Origin of the sequence: Streptomyces sp. NPDC005017 (assembly GCF_042873115.1) — a bacterium.
GTDB lineage: Bacteria > Actinomycetota > Actinomycetes > Streptomycetales > Streptomycetaceae > Streptomyces.
In genome coordinates this window covers 26,391-46,254 of the sequence record NZ_JBIALD010000037.1, presented here as the reverse complement: position 1 = coordinate 46,254, position 19,864 = coordinate 26,391, and the positions used below count along the sequence as shown (strand labels likewise).

Below are 19,864 nucleotides of genomic sequence, written 5' to 3'. Positions count from 1 at the left end.
GGCGGCTGGGCCCGCCCGCCGCGCCGGCGCTCAACACCGGGCGAGGGCAGGGGGCCGGCGGTCATGGACCGGCGTCGTCGGGCGGGTGGGCGGTCACGGTGGCGCAGGTGGTGCAGCGGCCGTCGCCTGCGGGGTGGGCGCGGCGTGGGGTGGGTCCGGGGCAGGTGCGGCACAGCGGCCAGTCCAGACAGGCCGGGCACAGGTCCTCGCCGGGCGCGGTGGCCGGGGCGCCGCAGCCGGCGCACTCGACGAGCGCCCGGTAGGCCAGCGCCTCGGTGACGGTGCGGGCGGCGGCAGTGGACGATCGCCCGGTCGCCGGCCCCGTGGGCGGCTCGTCGGCGAAGGCGTGCTCGTGGTGATGCCCGTACTCGGAATGAGCGGGTGGCGGGTAGGCCTGGGCGGCGCGCAGGCGGGCGGCAACGATCGCGCCGACGCTGGTGCGCACCGGCTGCGGCAGCGGCCGTCCGGCGATCACGTGCCGCAGGTGCTCGCAGGTCCATCCCGCTTCCAGCATCACCGTGACGACCCGGCCCTGGTCGGTGAGCGTCTGACCGGTCAGCAGGAACTCGGGACGTTCGGCGCCGAGTTCGAGCAGCAGCCGGATCCCCGGGTGCAGCTCGTCGGCCACAGGCCCCTCCGTCCGAGGCTTCGACGCCTCAGGAGCCGGGGGGTCTTGCGGTGTCGTCGCGTTGGCGGCGGCGCACGGACGGAGGGGGCTGGTGTTCTGCTTGTTGGTCTTCTTACTCATAGTCTTCTTATGCGTGCGGTGAACCGACGTCGGTTCATCCACCGGTGGATAACCCGACAACGGTCGCGACCTGCGGCTTTCCAGGGCGGGCAGATCGGTGAGGACGTACGCCGCCCCGCCCAGGGTGCCGTCGGGGTTGCGTACGCGTTCACGCTGCAGGAAGCCGTGTTCCTGCAGCGCGGACAGCCCGCTGCGCACGGCCGCCGCACCGTCGGGGCTGCACCGGGTCAGGTCGGTGACGCTCACCCGCCAGCCGTCCCGATGGGTGCTGACGAGCCCGAACAAGCCCTTCGCCTTGAACGACAGCCGGCTGTCGCGGAACAGGCCGTTGGCGATCTGCGTGAACCGGTCCGCGGCCATCACCCCGCGCCGGATCCCCGCCCCGAAACCGGGCCGCACCCCGTCAGCGGGGGCGGGCACGAACACCGGACCGTCGGCCCTGGCGGGGGTGTCGGCGGTCTCGGCGGGGCGGTCGGTGATCGAGTACACGATCTCGCCGAGCGTCCCGTCACCGTGCCGCACCTGCTCACGGACCAGGTAGCCGTGCAGCTCGAGTTCGGCGAGTGCGGCGCGTACGGCGTCCCGTCCGTCGGGCCCGGCCCGCACGAGATCGGCGATGGTCACGTGCCAGCCGGTGGCGTGCGTGCTGATGCAGCCGAACACGCCCTTCGCGCGGTAGGACAGCCGGCTGTCACGGAAGAGACCGTTCGCGATCTGCGTGAACTGATCCGCCGCCATCGCCGCACGCCGCACCCCCGCCCCCGTACCGCTCACGACCGCGCTCCCACGGCGGACAGGCCGGGGCGACCGGAGGGGCGGGCCAACACCGGTGCTCCGAGACGGGCTTCGGTGGAAGGCGTGCTGGTGGACGTGTTCGTCATGCCGTCAGCACAGCGTGCGCCCCTGACCACCAGCCTCACCACGGACCCCTCACCACAGTCACGATGAGGACACGAAATGCGTGGTCGGGTCATGGTCAGACCAGGGCCGGACCGTGGTGGGGCCATGGTGAGCCTCACCACGCCCTCACCGTGAGCCGGGCACAGCCTTCGACAGGCCGTGTGAATCCCTCAAGGCGCGCACCGGCCGCACGCCCCTGCCAGAGCGTGTCCCCGGCCCGCAGCGGACGCGCGGTCAGGCCGGGCAGCCCGTACTGCCTCCTCGGGTGAACACCGCGCTGACCATCCGAGTCCGATCTCCGCCCCGGCGGGCAACTGAAGGCCGCCGCGTCACAGCAGCCGGACTCCTCACCCGGCGGATCCCCATCACGACCGAGCTGCAACGCCCGGTCGCCGTGCCACCGCGTCCGCCGCTTTCGCCGGGCCTGCACCGGCCTACGGCCGGCTCATCGTCAGGTTCGTGGCCGGCCTCACCACGGGCCGACCGTGCCCTGCGAAAGGCTGCACCACTCGACTGCGCAGGACCGGCGGGACGGCGCGCGGCGGCTGCGCAGTCGGCCCACGACTCTGCGCAACCGGCCACCCGGGTCGCATAGCCGCTCGCGCAACCCGACTGCGCACTCCGCCTTCCCCACTGCGCACGCCGAGCCGGAGGACTGCGCAGACGGCGACGCCACTCCCGACTGCGCATCGCTGCGCAGCCCTGGCAGTGCTCAGCCCTCGCTCGGACAGGGGGCGGAGACGCAGGGACGGCCCGGCACGCACCGGCCCGCGCAGGCCCGTGATCAGACCACGGCCGGACCATGGCCCAACCACGGGCTCTCACGGACTGCACAGACCCGACTGCGCAGCAATGGCGGAGCCCGCGTCACGCGACTGCGCAGCCGACCGACGACTCTGCGCAGTCAGCCTGTGTAGTCGGTGTGTGCAGTCCTCTGCGCACTCGTCTTCCCGTTGCCCACACGCGGTCGGCGGCTGCGCAGACGGACAGCGGCTCGCGACTGCGCACCGGCGTGACGACCCGACCCCGCCGAACCTGTCTCCCGGGTCTTCGGGCCGCCTGTGCGGAAAGGAGGCCCCGATCGCGCCCGCCCGAACCTGCGCCGGTCCGTGGTCGGGTCGTGGTCGGCCTCACCATGCCCTCACCACGGCCCGGCCATGGTCTGACCACGGCCTCATCATGGTCTGACCATGGATTTCGTGTCCTCATCGTGACCGTGGTGAGGCCTCCATGGTGAGGCTGGTGGTCAGGGGCGGTTGCTTTCCTGTCGGCGACAACCACCCCCACCCGCACCGGGAGTTCGACCATGCCCCTACGCAAGCGCGCCCCGCAGGGCCAGGCCGCTACCGCGGCGGCGGCAGGCGCCCGCCTGCACACGATGCGCCGCCGCAGCCGCCTCACCCGCCTGGCGGTATGGACCGTCATCGCGGCCGGCCCCGCCGCCCTGCTCCTCACCCTCACCACCACCCCCGCCACCGTCCAGGCCGCTTCCCCTCCCCCGCCCACCACCGTGCGCACCGCGGTCGCTGCCGACCCGGGCGGGTATGCGCAGGTGTTCCTCCGTGCGTGGCTGCACAGCAGCACCGGTGATGCGGCAAGTGCGCAGGCGCGGCTTGCGCAGTCGATGGCCCCGGACATCGCCCTGCCCGACCCCGCCACCGGCGCGCACACGCAGCTGGAGTCCGTGACCGCGGTGCGCAGTGCGCAGCACCCGGGCGGCGGTTGGTCGGTGACGGTGGCCGCACAGGACGCCGACCAGACGGTGCGCTACTTCGCCGTGCCGGTCGCCGCCGACAGTTCGGGTTCGTCGTTCACGGTGACCGGAGCGCCCGCCGTGGTCGCCGGTCCCGGCCGGGCCCAGACGCCGCCGTCGCCGTACACGGTGGACGTCCCCGACGGAGAACTGGCCACCGCAGTCGGCGAGTTCCTCGCCGCCTACCTGACCGGCGCGGGCGGGACCGACCGCTACCTCGCCCCCGGCGTGACCCTCACACCCGTCTCCCCCGCCCCCTACACCGGCGTCACCGTCGAGCAGGTGGCCGCCGCCGAGGAGACCGCGGCCGCCGAAGAAGTCCCTGCCGACGGGACCAGGGTGCGCGTCCAGGCGGCAGTCGAGGCCCGTGACAGTGCCGGGCGCTGGCCGTTGTCCTACGACCTCGACCTCACCGCCCGCTCCGGCCGGTGGGAGATTGCCGGCCTCCCCGCCGCAGCAGCATCCGGGAAGGCAGGCGCGCGATGAATGGGTCGGCATCCGTCGTTCTGGCCGGGAAGCTGGACAACCTCGGCGACAGTTGGATCACCATGCTGGAGGACTGGGCCACCAAGGGCCTCGGCGCGGGCCTGCTCGGCCTCGTGGTCATCCTCATGATCCAGAAGGTCAGCCTGAAGGCGGGCATCGGCGCCCTCCTCCTGATGATCATCGCGCTGGGGCTGTACAACTCCCGCAACGACCTCGCGGAGATGTTCGAGGACGAGGTGAAGAACCCCGCCCAGGGCGCACCCGCCGTCCCCGGCCCCGTCCAGACGCAACTGCGGTCCTCCCTCGATCGGCTGCCGAGCGCCGGGAGCTCGCTGTGAGCGCGGCCGTGGGACGGGTGGGCCGCTACTACACCACCGCGCGGCGTCATCCGTGGGTCCTGGGCAAGGTCGCCGACTGGCGCATCCCCCTCGGCCCCTACACCCCCGCGCAGATCACCGTCGCGGTCGGCGGCGGCTTCCTGCTCTTCAAGACGATCAGCTGGTGGTCCTGGATGGGGCCCGTCCCGGTCGCCGTCTGGGTTCTGGCCGTATGGGCGGTCCGCCGCCCCAAGATCCGCGGCCGCGCACCCCTGCCCGCGATGCTCGGCTGGATCCTCCTGGCCCGCCAGCCCGCCGGCGGGCGGATCGGCGGCCGCCCGGCCCGCGACCGCAGCCCACGACCGCTGCGCGCCGGCTTCACCATCGAGGACACCCCCGCTCCGCCGGGTCCGCCCCCGGCGACGGGCACGACTGCTCCGCGCCCGGCTTCGCGTATCGCGCCGTCCCGTGCGATTCGGCGGAGGCCGCAGCGCTCCGCGCAGGCCTCGCGCCCGCGGATGACTGCTGCCGCCCCGGTACGCCGTCCGTCACCGGCCGCCACTGCACCGGTACGGGGTCCGGCGTCCGGTGTGCAGCGGCTGCTTGCGCAGTCCGAGCGCAGTGGAGGTGGTGTGCGGTGAGGGTGCCGATCCGTCACATCGCCGGGCATCTCGTGTGGTCGACGCAGGGCAGCGTGTGGGCCGTCTACCGGCTGCACCCCGGCCCCGACGAACACGGCCGCCGGAACGAGAACGTCCAGGGCACCCACGTCCCAGCCCAGGCGCGTGAGGAGCAGCTAGCGAAGGTGACGCATCTGGTGCGGTCGCTGTCCGGGGCGCCGCGGCTGATCGGGTTGTGCGCGCAGGTCGATCCCGGAGAGATCGCCCTGCGCATGATCGAAGGCATCGAGCCCGGACATACGTCTGCCGCCGGTGGTGCGCATCCGTGGGTGCAGAACGTCGAGGCCGCCCTCGACCTTTTGGACGGGCAGGAGATGCACCACCGCACCCTGTGGCTCGCCGTTCCCCTCGACGCCCAGGCGTCCGGCCAGCGTCTGTCGGGGGCACTGGGTTCGGCGTGGGCGGAGGTCGCGCCGGTGCTCGGCATGCGGCCGGCCCCGGTCGGCCGGCGGGAGGTCACCGCGTGCCGTCAGCAGGCCACCCGCGTGGAAGCCGCGCTCGCGGGCGGCATCGCGTTGCGTCCCGCCCGGCCAGCGGAGGTCGTGTGGATGATCCAGCATGCCCTGCACCGCGGCCTGCCCGAACCCCTGCTCACCGAAGCCGAAACCAGCGACCACTACGGCGGGCATGTCCGGAGCGGGATGCTGCGCTCCCCCAGCTACGCCGATCTCGGCCAAGTCCGCCTCCACGAAGGCGGCATCGATCCCGCCGGAGAAGACAGCGACGAGCACCCGGCGACAGACGCCACCCGCTCGGGCCGCGGCTCCTGGTTGCGGCGAACGACAGCGTCGCCACTCGCGCGGCGCTGGCTGCAGGTCGAGACCGAGACCGGGACCGGCTATCAGGCGCAGCTGGTGCTGGCGGAGTGTCCGCCCGCGGTCGGCGTGGAGGTGGCGGATCTGTTCGCGCAGCTGGAGCTGCTGGACTTTCCCGTCGACTACGCGGTCGATCTGACGCTGGTGCCGGCGGAGAAGGCGCGGGATCAGGTGCGGCGCAAGAAGAACGAGCTGGTCGACCAGGCCGACCAGTACGACGCCCGGCCCACCGGCATGCCCGCCTCATTGACGGACGCGGCCCGCGATCTCGGCGAGCTCGACGCCCGTCTGTCCCGCACATCGGTGGAGGTGGAGGTGCAGTCGGTGACCGTGTTCAGCGTGTGGGGGCCGACCGCTTCCGTGTGTGATGGGCGGGCCCGCGCACTGACCGCGCTCCTCGCCGGCGCCGACTACCGGGCCGTGCGCCCGGCAGGTCTGCAGGAGGGCCTGTTCACGCTGGGCCTGCCCGGTGCCGTGCGGCCGGGGGTGGTGCGGGAGTTCACCCAGCACCAGGTCAGCGAGGACTGGGCCCTGTCCGGCGCCTTCACCACCACCGAGGTCGGCGACCCGGACGGCATGTTCCTCGGCATCGACCTCGACTGCGGCACCACCCGCCCCGTCATGATCAACATCGCCGACGCCCCCAAACAGGACGCCTCCGCCTCCATGGGCATCGTCGGCGATCTCGGCGCCGGCAAGAGCGTCCTGCAGAAGCTGATCGCGGAGGCGGTGTGGGCGCGCGGCGGCTGCGCGATCTGCATCGACCGCACCCCCGTGCGCGAATGGGCCGCCTTCGCCCGGAGCGCCGCCCGCGGCCGCTGCCAGATCGTCGACGCGGCCCGGGCGGAGGTGTCGATCGATCCGCTGCGGCTGTTTCCCGGGGCGGAGGGCCGCCACTACGCCCTGTCCTACCTCACCCTGCAGCTGGGCATCGCCGCGATGAGCACCAGCGGCGAAGTCCTCCACCACGCCGTCGAACAGGCCGCCGCCGGCAGGCGGCCGTCCATGTCCCGGGTGCTGGACGTCCTCGACGAGATGGCCGGGCGCAAGGCGGGCCGGCGGCAGGACGCCGCCGCCACCCTCGCCGGACTGATCCGGGTGGTCGCCGACAATCCGCTCGCCGCGATGGTGTTCGAACCCGGCCTGCCGCCGCTGCGGCTCGATGCCTCCGGCAGCAGCGACATGATCGTGATCACGACGACGGGGCTGAAGCTGCCGCCGAAGGCCGCGTTCGACAAGCCCGAAGTCCTGCACCAGCAGCCGCTGGAAGCCCTGATCGGCCGCGCCGTGCTCTACCTGATCGCCGCGATCGCCCGGCAGACGGCCTTCGAGGACCCGGGCCGCTTCACCGCGGTGGTGCTGGACGAGCTGTACTGGCTCACCAGCTCGGCCGAGGGCACCGCTCTGGTGCACGAGATCCTCCACGACGGCCGCAAACACGGCGCCGGACTCATCGCCGGATCCCACGACGCCGACGAACTCGGCCCCGACCGCGGCCTGATGGCCTACCGCGCGCTCGCCCGCACCACCGACCGCGAACGCGCCCGCCGCGGCCTCGACTTCATCGGCCTCGACCCAGGCGACGGCGAACTCGTACGGCTCGTCACCACCGGCCTGTCCCCAGTCGGCCAACGCGGCCGCGAGGGCGAGTTCCTGCTGACCTGCCCCCGGCAGAACACCGGCCGGATCAAGGTCATCATCCCCGCTGTTCCCCGCATCACCGACTCCATCACCACCACCCCCGGCACACCCAAACCACCCACCGCCACGCCACCCGCCCGGAGGCCGCGCGGCCGAAGCCGGCGTGGTGGCAAGGGCGCCGCCGGGTCCGAGGAGCGTCCGTCATGAACTCCTCCTTACGGTCCCTACACCGGTTCACCACGGCGGGGCTCCTGGCCCTTGCCCTCAGCTGTGCGGCAGTCGGGATGCTCACGCTGATCCTCACCACCGGCCTGCCGCAGGCCTGGTGGCCGCGCACCGGCGACGCCTTCACCCCCACCGAGCGGCCCCGGCAGTCCCCGGCATGCGCGCTGGTTGTGGGCGCGGCCGGTGAAGCATGCGAACGCCATGCAGCCGCCCACGCGGACGACGGCCGCCAGAACGGGGGCGCTTCCTGGCTGCCGGCCGTTCCTGCCGTGGGCCTCGTCCTGCTCGCCGGTCTGGGCTGCCGGGTGCTGGCCGGTCGAAGGCGGGGATGAGCGATGCGTCCAGACCGCGGATCCCTCCGCTCGATCGGCTCGGTTCTGCTGCTCACGGTGTTTTTCGTGCTGGTCAACGCGCAGGTCGTCCACGCCGCCGACGGCAACGCGACCGGTGACCTGCTCGCGCCGTTGAACATCTCCTCGTCCGAGGGGGTGCCGATCGACGGGTACGAGCTGAACGCCGAGGGCGGCTCGATCGTCAGCCTGAGGACCCAGTCGCTGGCCTTCGCGCTGTCCGGGCTGTTCATGCTGATCCGGCTGCTGGTCGGGCTGGCCGGGTGGGCGGTCGAGGTCGCGTTCCGCTTCCCGCTGCTGAAGCTGCTGGTCGCGCCCGCGCAGAAGGCCGCCGACACCTACAACACGATCGTCGTCGACACCCTCGGTCTCAAGGGGCTGCTGCTGGCGTGGTCGTTCGTGTTCACCGGCTTCATGCTCGTGCGCGGCCGCATCGGCCGCGGCCTGGGCGAGATGGTGCTGACCCTGCTGATCGCCGCGTTCGCCGCCTCCACCCTGATCCGCCCGGACACCCTGCTCGCCGCCGACGGGCCGTTGGGGCAGTCGACGCAGGTGGCGGCGGAGGTCGCCGAGCAGTCCGTCAACTCCTACGACTGGGGCGGCAAACTCGCCAGTCGAGGTCCGTGCGACGGGATGGCGGGCCGGCAGGAACTCAGTTGCCTCGAGCGTGAGGGCGAGGGGCCGGTGTCGGCGGCGCAGGTGGCGCGGCCGCTGCAGGACTCGATCACGAACGCGCTGGTCGTGAAGCCGTACATGCTGCTGCAGTACGGGCGCATCCTCGACCCCGGCAAACCTGCCGACCGCCAGGCCTACGCCGTCCACCTGAAATGGGTCACCGGCGGCTACAAGGCCGACGCCAGCGGCGGTGGCGGGGGCGGGGGCGGGGGCGATCCGTGCCGTCTGGTGGTGAAACCGGCGAGGAAGTACTGCGAGAGCGAGCGGGCCGGGGACAGCGCGGCCGAGGACCTGCCCGCGCTCACGCCGGGCGGGGAGCTGCTGGACGCCTCGAACGCGGTGGTCAGTGAGGAGGACCGCGAGTTCGCCGCGTTCCTCGCCGACCTGGACAAGGCCGGCGAGGTCGGCAAGGCCAGCGCCGCCTACGCAGGGAAGCCGACCTGGTGGCGGATCGGCGGAGCCCTCCTGCTGCTGGTGGCCGCGCTGTTCATCGCCGGGATGATGCTGTCCTCCGCGCTCGTGCTCCTCGGCACCCAGGCAGCCTGTGCGGGCGCGGCGGCCGGGGCCGGGGTGGCGTTCGTGGCGGCGATGCTGCCCGGCCCGGCGCGGCAGTCGGTGTGGAAGTGGCTGTCCCTGTGGGGCATCGCCTGCCTCACCGTCGTCGGGGTGTGTGCGTTCATCCCGTTCTTCGCGATCGCCGTGGACGCCACCATCACCGACGGCCCCGACCTCATGGTCGAACGGATGCTCCTCATCGTCGCGATGGCTGTTGTCGGCGCGGCCCTGCACCGCAGGCTGCTGGCCGGGGTTTCCGGGTTCGGCCGTCGGATGGCGATGCGGATGCGGTACGCGAAGATCGGCGGTACCCATCTGCCCGGCGACACCTCCGAGCTCGGCGCCGCCCTCGCCATGAACTCGCCGTCGGCGCTCGGTGGTTCACCGGGCGGAATGCGTGCACTGACGGGTGGCGGGGGCCGGTTCGGGCTTCTCGGGACGCGGCAGCGGCTGATGGGCGCGCTCGCCTCGATGGCGGACGGCACGGGCATGCCCGTCGACACCGGACGTCTGCTGTCCGACGCCAGCGCCGAGGCCGGCCGCGGCCTGGCCCCGCTCACCGCGGGAGCGGCGGTCGCCGGACTCGGCGCACGGCTCGCGGCTCGCGGCGGGCACTGGCTCCTCATCGGGCGGCGCCCCGACCGGGAACAGCTCGCGCGCTGGCAGCGGCCCACCGCCGACGGCGACGACAACCCGGCGGTACCTGGCGGGCCGGCCGGTCCTGGTGGTGGTGGGCAGGGTGGTCCGTTGCGGCCGCGGGGGCCGGGCGACCGGCACCGCGACGAGGACGGACAGATCGTCGACCGCGCCACCGGCGCGGTGCTCCATGACCAGAACATCGACCGGACCCTGCTCGCGACGCGGGCGCACAACCGGCTGGTGCGTTTGCGCGGCTACCGCATCCTCAACCGCACCACCCGCACCGCCTACGCCACCACCGCCGGCCTGCCCACCACCACCCGTCGCGTACGGGCGGGTGCCAGCCGGTACGCCCACGACGCGCGCCAGCAGGTAAGGGTCTGGGGCAACACAGTCCGAGAGGACGGCCGTGCCTGGGGTGACGCCGCACGCAATGCCGCCCGGGCCGTCCGGGACGGCGGCGACCACGGCGGGCCGGCCCCGTTCACCAACCGCCGCATACCCACCCCGGCTGCGGCCCCCCGCGCCTCCGGCCCGGACAGCAACTCGCCCCTGCCCCCACCGCCGACCCGCCCCAACACGACCGGCCAGACCCGGCGCCCGTCGGCGCAGCCCCGGCCCGCACCGCCACCACCACCGGCCCGGCCGACGGCTCAGCCGGGCCGAAGCGGCGCATCCTCTGCGCCGCCTCCCCGCCTGCGGGGCAGCACACCACGCCCACCGGCCCCTCCCCCACCCGACCCCACCAGCACGCCGCTACCTCCACGCCAACCGAACCCCCGCCCCGCGTCGGTACCACCGCAAGGCGGCACACGACCAGCCGGCTCCGCGCTGCCCGGACGCCGCACACCGCGCAGCGAGACCCGCCGCCAGGCCGAGGAACGCTTCCGGGAACTGCTGCGCCGCACCGACCCCGCCAACCAGACCCCACCCACCCCACCACGGCCGCCCCGACCGCCCCGACCGCCCCGGCCCCCACGACCGACGGACAGCCGCCGACCCGAACCCCCGGACACGAAAGGAGAAGACGGATGAGCCGCGCACGACGGCGTATCACCCGCTGGGCATGCGCGACCGTACTGCTGGCCGGCGCGGCGGCATCCTGCGCCGTGCCCCTGGGCAACGCCATCACCGCCTACACCGCACTCCAGGCCCGGGCGAGCGTGGGCGGGCCGGTTGCCGGAGGCGGGAGTTCGGCGGACATCCCGCCGAGGATGCTCACCGCCTACAAGCACGCCGTGCAGCGGGTGGGCCGGCTGGTGCCGCGGTGCAGGGGCATGCGCTGGCCCGTCCTGGCCGGGATCGCGAAGATCGAGTCCAACCACGCGGTGGGACACCGCATCACGGCGGGCGGTGACATCCGTCCGAAGATCTACGGGGTCCTCCTCAACGGCTCCGGGCAGGGCGGCAACACCACCGCCTTCCCCGACACCGACCGGGGCCGCTGGGACGGCACCGCCACCGGCGAACGCGCCGTGGGGCCGTTCCAGTTCCTGCCCTCCACCTGGGCAACCACCGGCCAGGACGCCAACGGGGACCAGGTCGCCGACCCGCACAACGCCGACGACGCCGCCCTCGGCGCGGCGGTCTACCTGTGCGGAAACGGCCGCGACCTCACCAGGCAGCCGCAGCTCGAGGCCGCGATTCTGGAGTACAACCACTCCCGCACCTACCTGGCCGACGTCCTCGGCCGGATCGGGCAGTACACGCGTGCCGCCGACGACGCCGGCCTGAACGGCATCACCGGGACCGTGCGCACGGTCCTCGAGAGCGCGCTCGCGCAGCGCGGGGTGCCGTACTCGTGGGGCGGCGGCAACACGGACGGGCCCTCGTACGGTATCTGCTGCTCCCCCAGCGGGAAGAGCGGTACGACGGTCAACGGCTTCGACTGCTCCGGGCTGACCGTCTACGCCTACGCCCGCGCCGGGATCCGCCTGCCCCGCACCGCAGCTGCGCAGGCCGGTATCGGCCGGCGCATCCCCGCCGGGCTGGGTATCACCGCACTCGAGCCGGGTGACCTCGTCTTCTTCGCCCACGCGCCCGGCCGCGACGCGAGCATCTACCACGTCGGCATCTATACCGGCAGCGGCCGCATGATCAACGCCGCCCGCCCCGGCACCACCGTGCGCCTCGACCCGGTCAGCTCCATGTCCGGCTACGCGGGAGGAGCACGACTGCTATGACCGCCGCCTCGCCCACACCATCCCCGACGACCGCGCTGACGCTCGCCACCCGGCTGCTGACGGTGACCGGGTCACCCTGCTGGGCATGCCGAGCGGCGGGCAGACGCCGACCGCGACACCACCGTCGCCCGCACACAGCGCCGGTCCACCAGCCGCAACCGCCACACCCTTCGGCCGGCCCACCGTGGCGGCGTCGCCACGACCACTGGCTTGCAGTAGCCCGCTGCCGGACCGCCAGAGCGCGGCCGCCGTCCGGCGGTCAGCGGCCGTGGCTCAGCTCGCGCCGGGGTGCGCGGGGCGGGCGGGGAGGGCGCGGTAGCGGGCGAAGGCCTCGCGGGCGTCCGCGACGAAGTCCTCCCGGCCGGCCATGTCCGCCAGTTCGGATTCGGTGACCCAGGCGTACCAGGCGATCTCCTCCGGATCGGGCCGCAGGGGCCCGGTGATGACGGCCTCGTGGACGGCGAGCCAGTACGGGCTGATCACCCCGTCGCACAGGAACTTGAACACGAAACGCGGCCGGACTATCACGCCCAGCTCCTCCGCCAACTCCCGTGCGGCGGCCTCTTCGTACGACTCACCCACACCCGCCGCTCCCCCGAGCATCCAGTTCACCTGCCCCGGGAAACGACTCATCCCGGCGGGACGGCGGTGGACGAGGAACCGGCCCTCACCATCGCGGCAGACCACCGTCGCGATCCGGTGCAGCCACCGGCTGCGGACCGCCTCCTCCCGGTCCACCACACCCAGCACCACATCCCGTTCGTCCACCCGGTCCACCAACTCACCCATAGGGAGTCACGATGGCAGACACCACTGTCAGTACCGCCCGCCGACAACGCGCCCGGCCCCACACCGGAAGGACCAGCACGGCCCCGCCAGCCTGCGGCGCATCACCGACCCTTCAGTACGAGGCCTGGGTCACGGGACGGTGCAGCGTTCTGCCCTCAACGCGCCGATCCCTCGGGCAGGCGCTGGGTGATGCGCCACAGCCTGCGGGGCAGGCCGCCCTCCTCGAAGGGATGCACCTCCTCCAGGCGCCAGCCGTCGGCCAGGGCATCGACCAGAGGCCGGGAGAAATAGTGCACGGCGAAACCGCTGTGCTCCCAGATGCCGTCCCCGCGACCGGTGCCAGCCCCGTAGTGGGCGTCCCCCGTGTGACGGACGGTGTAGACGAAGACGCCGCCCGGGCGCAGCACGCGGCGAACCTCGCCGACCAGGGCGTGGAGTTCTTCGGTGGACAGGGCCATGCACAGCAGCATGTGCGCGAACACGCCGTCCACCGACGCACCCGCGACAGGAAGCGGCTCCCGCACATCGTGGACCACCGTGGTGACCCGCCCGGCAGTGCCCTGGCCGGCCGCGGCTGCGCGCAGCTGCTCCAGCCCTACCGGGCTGAAGTCGGCGGCCGTCACGGCGAAGCCCTCGCCAGCGAAGTACAGCGCGTCACGGCCGTGCCCCGCGCCCAGTTCCAGCACCTCGCGGGCACCGGCCGCCCGGAACACTCCGGCGGCGTGGACCGCCGCCTCGGACGGCTCGGCCCCGTACATGCCGGGATGCTCACCATAGGTGTGCTGCCAGTGCGCACGCTGCGCCGCGGCCAGATCCTCCCGCCCGTCCCGCGACATGCTGCCCGCCCACCTCTGATCCCGACCGGCTCCCACGCCAGCCTAAAACGACACCGCGGTCCAGGGTCTGCGACCCGCAGACCGGGCGACCAGCACGTACCCCGCCACCGCCACAGGGACGCGCACCACACGGGTTCTCGAGGGATGATGCGCTCCCTGCGGCACCGGCCCTCGTCACCGGCCGCAGATGTGTCCCCCAGCGGCCGCAACAGGCCCCGGCCCTCATGGGGCTCTGGCCGCTGCGTGGTGAGGGCGTGGTGCATGACCGAACCATCCAGCCGTCGCGGGAGGCGAGTCGGCCCGTCGTCCTCTCGGCGCCCAGGAGCAGGAGCCGCGCACAGCGGGCCGTGTCCCGCTGCAGGTGACTCCGCCGGAACCGGGTGCAGCCGCCGGCCCCTTGTGTTCGCTGCGACAGCGAGACCGCTGGGTGCAGGCATCCCGCACCGTGTCTGTTCGGTCTTGCCGGGCGTGGCGCCGACGGCCACGTCCCGACGGTCATCGATGCAACCTTCCGGGAGGCCCGGTCGGCGGCCGCGGTCAGCCGGTCGGCGGCTGGGCGAGGACGACGACTCGTTCGGTGTCGGTGTCGTAGCCGAGGACCGGTCGGCCGTAGCAGCCTTCCGGTTCCATCAGCACAGGTCTGCCCAACCGCTGCCCGATCTCCCGGAGGAAGCCGCAGAACACATCGAGGCGCTCCTGGCCCTGCAACTCCCGCAGGCTGACGTCGAAGTCGATCTCGTCGTCGCTGTAGAAGCGGAAGATCGCCAGCACATCCGCAGCAGGCCAGACCCGCAGCTCCGGGCACTCGGCACCCGCAGGCCGCGACAGCACGGCTGCGCGCGAGGCACCGGCAGCACCACGCCTCCCTCGCAGTACTGGAACGTCCAGCCCTTGTCCGCGACAAGATCGAGGACCGCCTGCCAGTCCTGCACCGACGCGTCCGGGACACGCACGTCCGGCAGCGACCCCATCTCTTCCGGGTCGAAGAAACTTTTCACGTCATCCCACAGCAGATCACTCACCCCGTCATGCTTCCTGACCCACCGGGCCGCCGCACCCCTGTTTCCCCTGGCCAAGGGCGTACCACCCCGTCATCCCCCACCCACCCTGCGACAACCGCACCAGGCCCCGGGCCGCAATCGGCTTCGACCGCGGGAGGTGTGGGTGGGGGTCGGGCCGTCCAGCGTTCCCCGGCGGCGGCCTGGCCCGCCAATCTGTCGCGGCCGAGGCGCGGGGAGCTGCCTGCCGGCGGACCGCGTCTGCAGGTGGCCTCCTGAACCCGGCCGACGGCACCGGTGCTCGCCGCGCCGCCTTCCGAGTTCAGGCCGCCGTCGCGTACCGCGGGTCCAGGGACAGCGAGGTGGTGGTGCATCGGATGGGGGCGGGCACCGACCTCAACGGCACCCACAGCGACGGCCGCCTCACCGGCCTCCATTTCACGCGCACGATCTCGAAGGGAACGGCAGCATGGACGCCACGGCAACAGCCCCGCATCCGACCAGCCAGGCACTCGGCGTAGCCGACGCCATCGGCCTCGTCGTCGGGCTGGTGCGTGCGGTCGACTGGCTCTACGGCCACTGGTACCTCCTCGCCCTCGCCATCGGGGCGGCGTGGGCGGGAGGCGAGTGGGCCGTCCGCCATCTCGCCGCCCAGGCGTCCGCGCAGCGGATGGCGCTGGAGCTGGTGGCGTCGCGGCACTTCGATCCCGGCCTGGAGGAGATCTTCCGCCGGGGTGTGCAGCTGGCGCGGGCATCGACGTCGATGCCGTGGTGGGTACCAAGGCGGGCGAAGTGCGTGCAGATCCGGCTGCGGGCGGACGGTACACGTGCGCTGCGGTACCGGATCGAGGGCCCGGCCGGCGGTGAACGGCTGTTGTCGGTCACGCCGTTCGGGCCGGATGTCACCGTGACCCGGGCCGGGCGGATCTCGGACGCGCCGCGCACGCACACGGTGCGGGCGGAGTTCATCCTGCGCGGCAAGCCCACCGCCCCGCTGCGCGACGTCCCCCTCACCCCGGATCCGCTGCAGCCGCTCGTCGACGCGGTCGCCGACCTGCGGGCCGAGCTCGGAGACCTCGCAGAGATCCGCCTGGCCGTCCAGCGCGCCCCGAAATGGCTGCTACGGGCCCGAAGGGTGCAGCTGATGGCCGCGGCACGGCGGCGCGAACAGCGGGAGGCGCGGCGGGCGGCGTCGTGGGTGCGGCAGGACGCGGGCCGCATCGAGGACTCCCTGACCTGGCAGCTGCAGCAACTGCTGTCCGACAACAAGTCTAGGACCGGAGGCGGGCGCAGGCTGGTGATGCCGCCGGTGCCGCGGCGCATCGATGCCGGGGAAGCGCTGGGCAAGCTCGCCGAGGACGATCATCTGGTGCGGGTGCAACTGCTGGTGATGTGCGCGTCGAACACCGAGGGGCGGGCCGAGGCGCGGCTGGCGCAGATCCAGGCCGGGCTGGATGTGTTCGGGGGCCGGTCCAGGTGGGCGATGCGGGGGTGGCGGGCGGGGCCGTGGCGGCTGGGCGCGGACCGCTGGCCCACCCGCCGTAGTTTCGAACGCCGCTGGCGTCTCGGGCAGTGCTGGCCGCCGCGTGCGAACTGGACGCGGCTGGAGGAGCTGACGGGGCTGCTGAAACCGCCGACCATGCACTGCCGGCTGCCGGTCCTGGCCGCCGACCTGCCCACCTTCACCTTCGGCGACCCCACCCTGCTGCTGCAGGGCATCCACCACGGCCCGGACGGCCGACGCCGCCCCGTCGCCACCTACGCCGCCGAGACCCTGTTCGAGGTCGGGGTCGGCAAGGCCGGCGGCGGGAAGACCGAACGGGCGCTGGCCCAGGCGATCGGGTGGGCGCACGCCGGCGGCGGGCTCGTGTTCGTCGACCCGCACCGCGACTCCTGGCCACGGGCCGCGCCCTTCCTCGCCCACGAGGCGCTGATGGACCGCATCGCGCTGATCGATCTGAACGCACTCGGCCCGCGGCCGCGGGTGAGTTCGTGGAACCCGCTCGGCCTGCACTACGGCCAGCAGCCGCACGAGGTCGTCGAAGCTACCGCCGACGCGTTCGCCTCCGCCCTCACCTGGGACGACGCCTCCGCACCCCGCGCGCTGACCCTCCTCACCGCCGCCCTCACCGTCCTGGCCGCCGTCAACGAGGCCGCCTGCCGGGCCGGACGCCCCGCAGACCAGGCCACCCTCTTCCACATCCGGGCCCTGCTCACCGACCACGCCTTCCGGCATGCCGCACTGACCGCCGTCGCCCACCGGCTCGATCCCGAGACCCGGGCGTGGTGGCAGACGGTGTTCCCGACGCTGGCCCCGGACGCGTTCGCCGTCGTCCTCAACCCCCTCGCCCGGCTCGCCGCCAGCCCTGTCACCCGCGCGTTCCTCGGGCAGGGCGACGGCGTCTACGACATCCGCACCGCCATGGACACCCGCATGATCGTGTGGATATGCCCCGGCGGCAACGGGCCCACCGACCGCCTCCTGACCTCCCTGCTCGCCCGGGACCTGCTGCGCGCCGCCCGCTCCCGCAAAGACACCCCCGAAGGCGAGCGGGTGCCGTTCCGGCCGTACTTCGACGAACTCATCACCCTCACCGGGGCCGCCCCCGAGACCATCGCGGCCATGTTCGAGGACCTGCGCAAATACCGCTGCCACGTCCACGGCATGACCCAGCTCCTCTCCCGCCTCCCCGCACCGGTGCGCCAGTCCCTGCTGCAGAACGCCTCCACGCTGGCCACCACCGCGGGCTCCGTCTCCGCCATCGCACCGGTCACCGCGGAATGGGACGACGATCCCAGCCCGCAACGCGTCGCCACCATGGAACGCTTCCAGCACTACGTCTCCCTCACCGTCCACGGACAGCGCATCGGCCCCGTCCGGTTGGCCGGGCCGCACCTCGACGACCTCTACGCCGACCACGCCCGCCCCCAGCAGGCCACAGCCCTGGAACGCGCCGCACACGCCAACGCCCAGGCTCTGCCCCTCGACCAGCTCAACGAGCGGGCCACGCAGCAACTCGCCCGCGTGACCGCGTTCCTCACCGCACACACGAGTGCCCGCGCCGGCACGACCAGGCCCACCGCGGGAAGGGACACCGAGTTCGGGTGAGCCCCCGCCCCACGCCGGTCCAGCCACACCGCGGCAAGCCCGCCCTCTCGGGGTGCGCGCAACCCGACGACTCGTCACCCGCCCCCGAACCGCGCAAGGGCTGCTCCTCACAGGAAGGACCGCCGATGAACCCCGACACCGACTACGGCAGGACCAGCGCTGGCACCGGTGCCGGCGTGCGGGGCAGCGCGGGTACCGCCGCGGGCGACGGGCCCGGCAGTGCGGCGGTGCCGGCCGGGCAGGCCCCGAGTCCGCGTGACCCGCTGCCGCACCAGCTGCTCACCGCACTCGCGCAGCACCGCATCGCCACCACCGACCAGCTGCGCGCCATGCTCCGCCCCCACGCCGCACGCCAGACCGTCTGGGCACCCTTGAACGCCCTGCGGGAGAAGGGCCTCGTCGACCAGATTGTGCTCCCGGCCTCCCACCGGGCGCGGGCCTGGTACCTCACCCCCGAAGGCGCCCGCCACACCCGCGACCTGCCCGCCCTCAGAGGCCGGCCCCCTTACCCCGTCACCGCCGCGAACGCGGCCTCACTCAAAACGCCCCACACGTTGACCACCGTCCGCGCCCACCTCGCCTTCGCCACCGACGCCGCCCGCCGCGGCGACGAACACGGCTACCTCGACTGGACTCCCGAAACCGCCCACCCCATCGGCGACGGCCAGCGACTGATCGCCGACGCCGTCATGCGCTACACCCTCCACCACCCCAGCCAAGGGCCAGAGCAAGAGCAAGGACGCCTCAAACTCCGTGCGTTCATCGAGATCGACCGCGCCACCATGAGCAGCGAACGCCTCGCCACCAAACTCATCGACTACGCCCGCCTGCACACCTACCAATCCCAGCCCACCGGCCGCCACCGCAACCAGCAGAACGCCAACCCGGGGCCTGGATGGCTGCGCTACTACCCCGTCTACCCGCGCATCCTGTTCATCCTCACCGGCGCCACCCCTCACACCCTCACCAGCCGCATCCACGACCTGCAGGCCATGACCCGTGAACACCCTCATGTCGCAGCCCTCGCCCGCGAGGTCCCCCTCGGCGCGGCCGTCCTCGAAGACCTCGAGGCGCACGGTCCGCGGGCAGACGTATGGAAGCCCCTCGCCGGAGGGCCGGCATGCTCCTGGACCGAACTGTGAGCCGGGCTCCCCCTCGGGAGCAGGTGGCAGCGTGTCCTGCGGACGACGCTGCCGTACGGGCCGAGTCCATCCCCCACAGGCGCGGACAACAGCCCCGTGAAGCACCGGTGGGGCCGCCGAACTCACACCCGCCAAAGCCCAGTTCCGCACGGCAGAAGCAACAAAGTGCCCCGCCGCGAGCAGCTCCGCCCGCCCGAGCGGGCCACACACTGCCGCAGGGCGGCCAGCGGCCCCTCGCCCCTGCCGCCAGCCGGGCAGCAGTCGCCTGAAGACCGGCATCCGCCCCCTCACGCCGCGACGCGTACGACACAGCGCAGTCCACCGTCAGCAATGGAGACCGCCCGTGAAGAAGCTCACCGAAACGTTGATCGCCGAAGGCGTGCCCGACGGCACCTTCGGCGGCGCCCGACCCTGCACCACCCGCCGCAAGAAGCGCCCCACCCCCGACCCCGCAGCGGGACGACACCTCGCCGACCTCGCCGCCGCAGTCCGCGAGATCGACCGGGAACGCGGCTACGGCGTCAACCACCGCTACCGGCAGGCCGGCAAGGGAATTCCCCTCACCGGCAAGCCATGACGGGCCGACACGGCGTTCCTCGCCGTCGGGCGGGGCCAGCGGCCAAGTCCAGGTCCAGGCCGTGCCGAGTGAGGATGCGCAGGTCGACGGCGTTGTCGTCGCCCCGGTGATCGCTCAGGGGGCGGCATGGACGAGGCTGAGGACGGCGCGGGCACGGAAGTGCGTCAGGCGGGCGGTGTTCGGGACGGGAACGGCGCTGTGGGGCCTGAGCCCCGATCTCTGCTAAACACTTTTCCCGGGGCGGCAGATGAACAGGTATGAACGTGATCTCAGCCCTGGTGCGTCGGTGGGCTATGGAAGGGCAAGCCTTTGTGCTGGACGGATTCGCGTGGCAACCCGTCTGTGGTGTCCTGCTCGTCGTCGCAGTGGCGGGAGGGGTCGCCGAGCGGTCTCGGCGCAAGACCTTGGTTGCCGTCACGACACAGTCACCGCCCGGCACCCTGGTG

Annotated in this window: 13 protein-coding genes and 1 pseudogene; 10 read left to right on the top strand and 4 right to left on the bottom strand. The window is 73.0% G+C overall.

Going from position 1 to position 19,864, the window contains the following annotated elements:
* Window positions 1-61: 61 nt before the first annotated feature.
* Window positions 62-1,522: a hypothetical protein gene (locus ACFYR0_RS35170; RefSeq protein WP_389337573.1), complete on the bottom strand. Its 1,461-nt coding sequence runs from the start codon at window positions 1,520-1,522 to the stop codon at window positions 62-64.
* 1,432 nt (window positions 1,523-2,954) lie between these two features.
* On the opposite strand from ACFYR0_RS35170, the gene ACFYR0_RS35165 reads away from it, so the two are divergent.
* From ACFYR0_RS35165 to ACFYR0_RS35135, 7 genes are read left to right on the top strand one after another with little or no spacing between them, the layout of a single operon-like run.
* Window positions 2,955-3,887 (top strand): conjugal transfer protein, encoded by a 933-nt coding sequence (locus ACFYR0_RS35165; protein WP_389337570.1) that lies wholly within the window; start codon window positions 2,955-2,957, stop codon window positions 3,885-3,887.
* Entirely contained in the window at window positions 3,884-4,225 is a 342-nt protein-coding gene (locus ACFYR0_RS35160; RefSeq protein ID WP_389337567.1) for a hypothetical protein, read from the top strand. Before ACFYR0_RS35165 ends, ACFYR0_RS35160 begins: the two co-directional genes overlap by 4 nt.
* Window positions 4,222-4,845 carry a hypothetical protein gene (locus tag ACFYR0_RS35155; protein ID WP_389337564.1) on the top strand — a complete coding sequence of 208 codons (624 nt, stop codon included), beginning with the start codon at window positions 4,222-4,224 and terminating at the stop codon, window positions 4,843-4,845. Before ACFYR0_RS35160 ends, ACFYR0_RS35155 begins: the two co-directional genes overlap by 4 nt.
* Window positions 4,842-7,547, top strand: coding sequence for an ATP-binding protein (locus tag ACFYR0_RS35150; RefSeq protein WP_389337561.1), 2,706 nt, complete (start codon window positions 4,842-4,844; stop codon window positions 7,545-7,547). Before ACFYR0_RS35155 ends, ACFYR0_RS35150 begins: the two co-directional genes overlap by 4 nt.
* Window positions 7,544-7,897 (top strand): hypothetical protein, encoded by a 354-nt coding sequence (locus ACFYR0_RS35145; protein ID WP_389337558.1) that lies wholly within the window; start codon window positions 7,544-7,546, stop codon window positions 7,895-7,897. The genes ACFYR0_RS35150 and ACFYR0_RS35145 overlap by 4 nt, the downstream gene beginning before the upstream one ends.
* Before the next feature lie 3 nt (window positions 7,898-7,900).
* Complete coding sequence (locus ACFYR0_RS35140) at window positions 7,901-10,819, top strand: hypothetical protein (protein WP_389337555.1); 2,919 nt, start codon at window positions 7,901-7,903, stop codon at window positions 10,817-10,819.
* Window positions 10,816-11,967 carry an NlpC/P60 family protein gene (locus ACFYR0_RS35135; protein WP_389337552.1) on the top strand — a complete coding sequence of 384 codons (1,152 nt, stop codon included), beginning with the start codon at window positions 10,816-10,818 and terminating at the stop codon, window positions 11,965-11,967. Before ACFYR0_RS35140 ends, ACFYR0_RS35135 begins: the two co-directional genes overlap by 4 nt.
* A gap of 273 nt (window positions 11,968-12,240) precedes the next feature.
* On the opposite strand, the gene ACFYR0_RS35130 is transcribed toward ACFYR0_RS35135, so the two are convergent.
* The 3 genes and pseudogenes from ACFYR0_RS35130 to ACFYR0_RS35120 form a co-directional block, all read right to left on the bottom strand.
* Window positions 12,241-12,756 (bottom strand): NUDIX hydrolase, encoded by a 516-nt coding sequence (locus ACFYR0_RS35130; RefSeq protein ID WP_389337549.1) that lies wholly within the window; start codon window positions 12,754-12,756, stop codon window positions 12,241-12,243.
* Between the two features lie 155 nt (window positions 12,757-12,911).
* Window positions 12,912-13,592, bottom strand: a complete 681-nt coding sequence (locus ACFYR0_RS35125) for a class I SAM-dependent methyltransferase (protein WP_389337547.1) — start codon at window positions 13,590-13,592, stop codon at window positions 12,912-12,914.
* Window positions 13,593-14,129: 537 nt separating this feature from the next.
* Window positions 14,130-14,614, bottom strand: a pseudogene (locus tag ACFYR0_RS35120) (hypothetical protein).
* 445 nt (window positions 14,615-15,059) lie between these two features.
* On the opposite strand from ACFYR0_RS35120, the gene ACFYR0_RS35115 reads away from it, so the two are divergent.
* From ACFYR0_RS35115 to ACFYR0_RS35105, 3 genes are all read left to right on the top strand, one after another.
* Window positions 15,060-17,699, top strand: coding sequence for an ATP/GTP-binding protein (locus tag ACFYR0_RS35115; RefSeq protein WP_389337545.1), 2,640 nt, complete (start codon window positions 15,060-15,062; stop codon window positions 17,697-17,699).
* A gap of 125 nt (window positions 17,700-17,824) precedes the next feature.
* On the top strand, window positions 17,825-18,841 hold the full coding sequence (locus tag ACFYR0_RS35110) for a replication-relaxation family protein (protein WP_389337542.1): 1,017 nt from the start codon (window positions 17,825-17,827) through the stop codon (window positions 18,839-18,841).
* Window positions 18,842-19,184: 343 nt separating this feature from the next.
* Window positions 19,185-19,418: a hypothetical protein gene (locus tag ACFYR0_RS35105; protein WP_389337539.1), complete on the top strand. Its 234-nt coding sequence runs from the start codon at window positions 19,185-19,187 to the stop codon at window positions 19,416-19,418.
* Window positions 19,419-19,864: the final 446 nt, after the last annotated feature.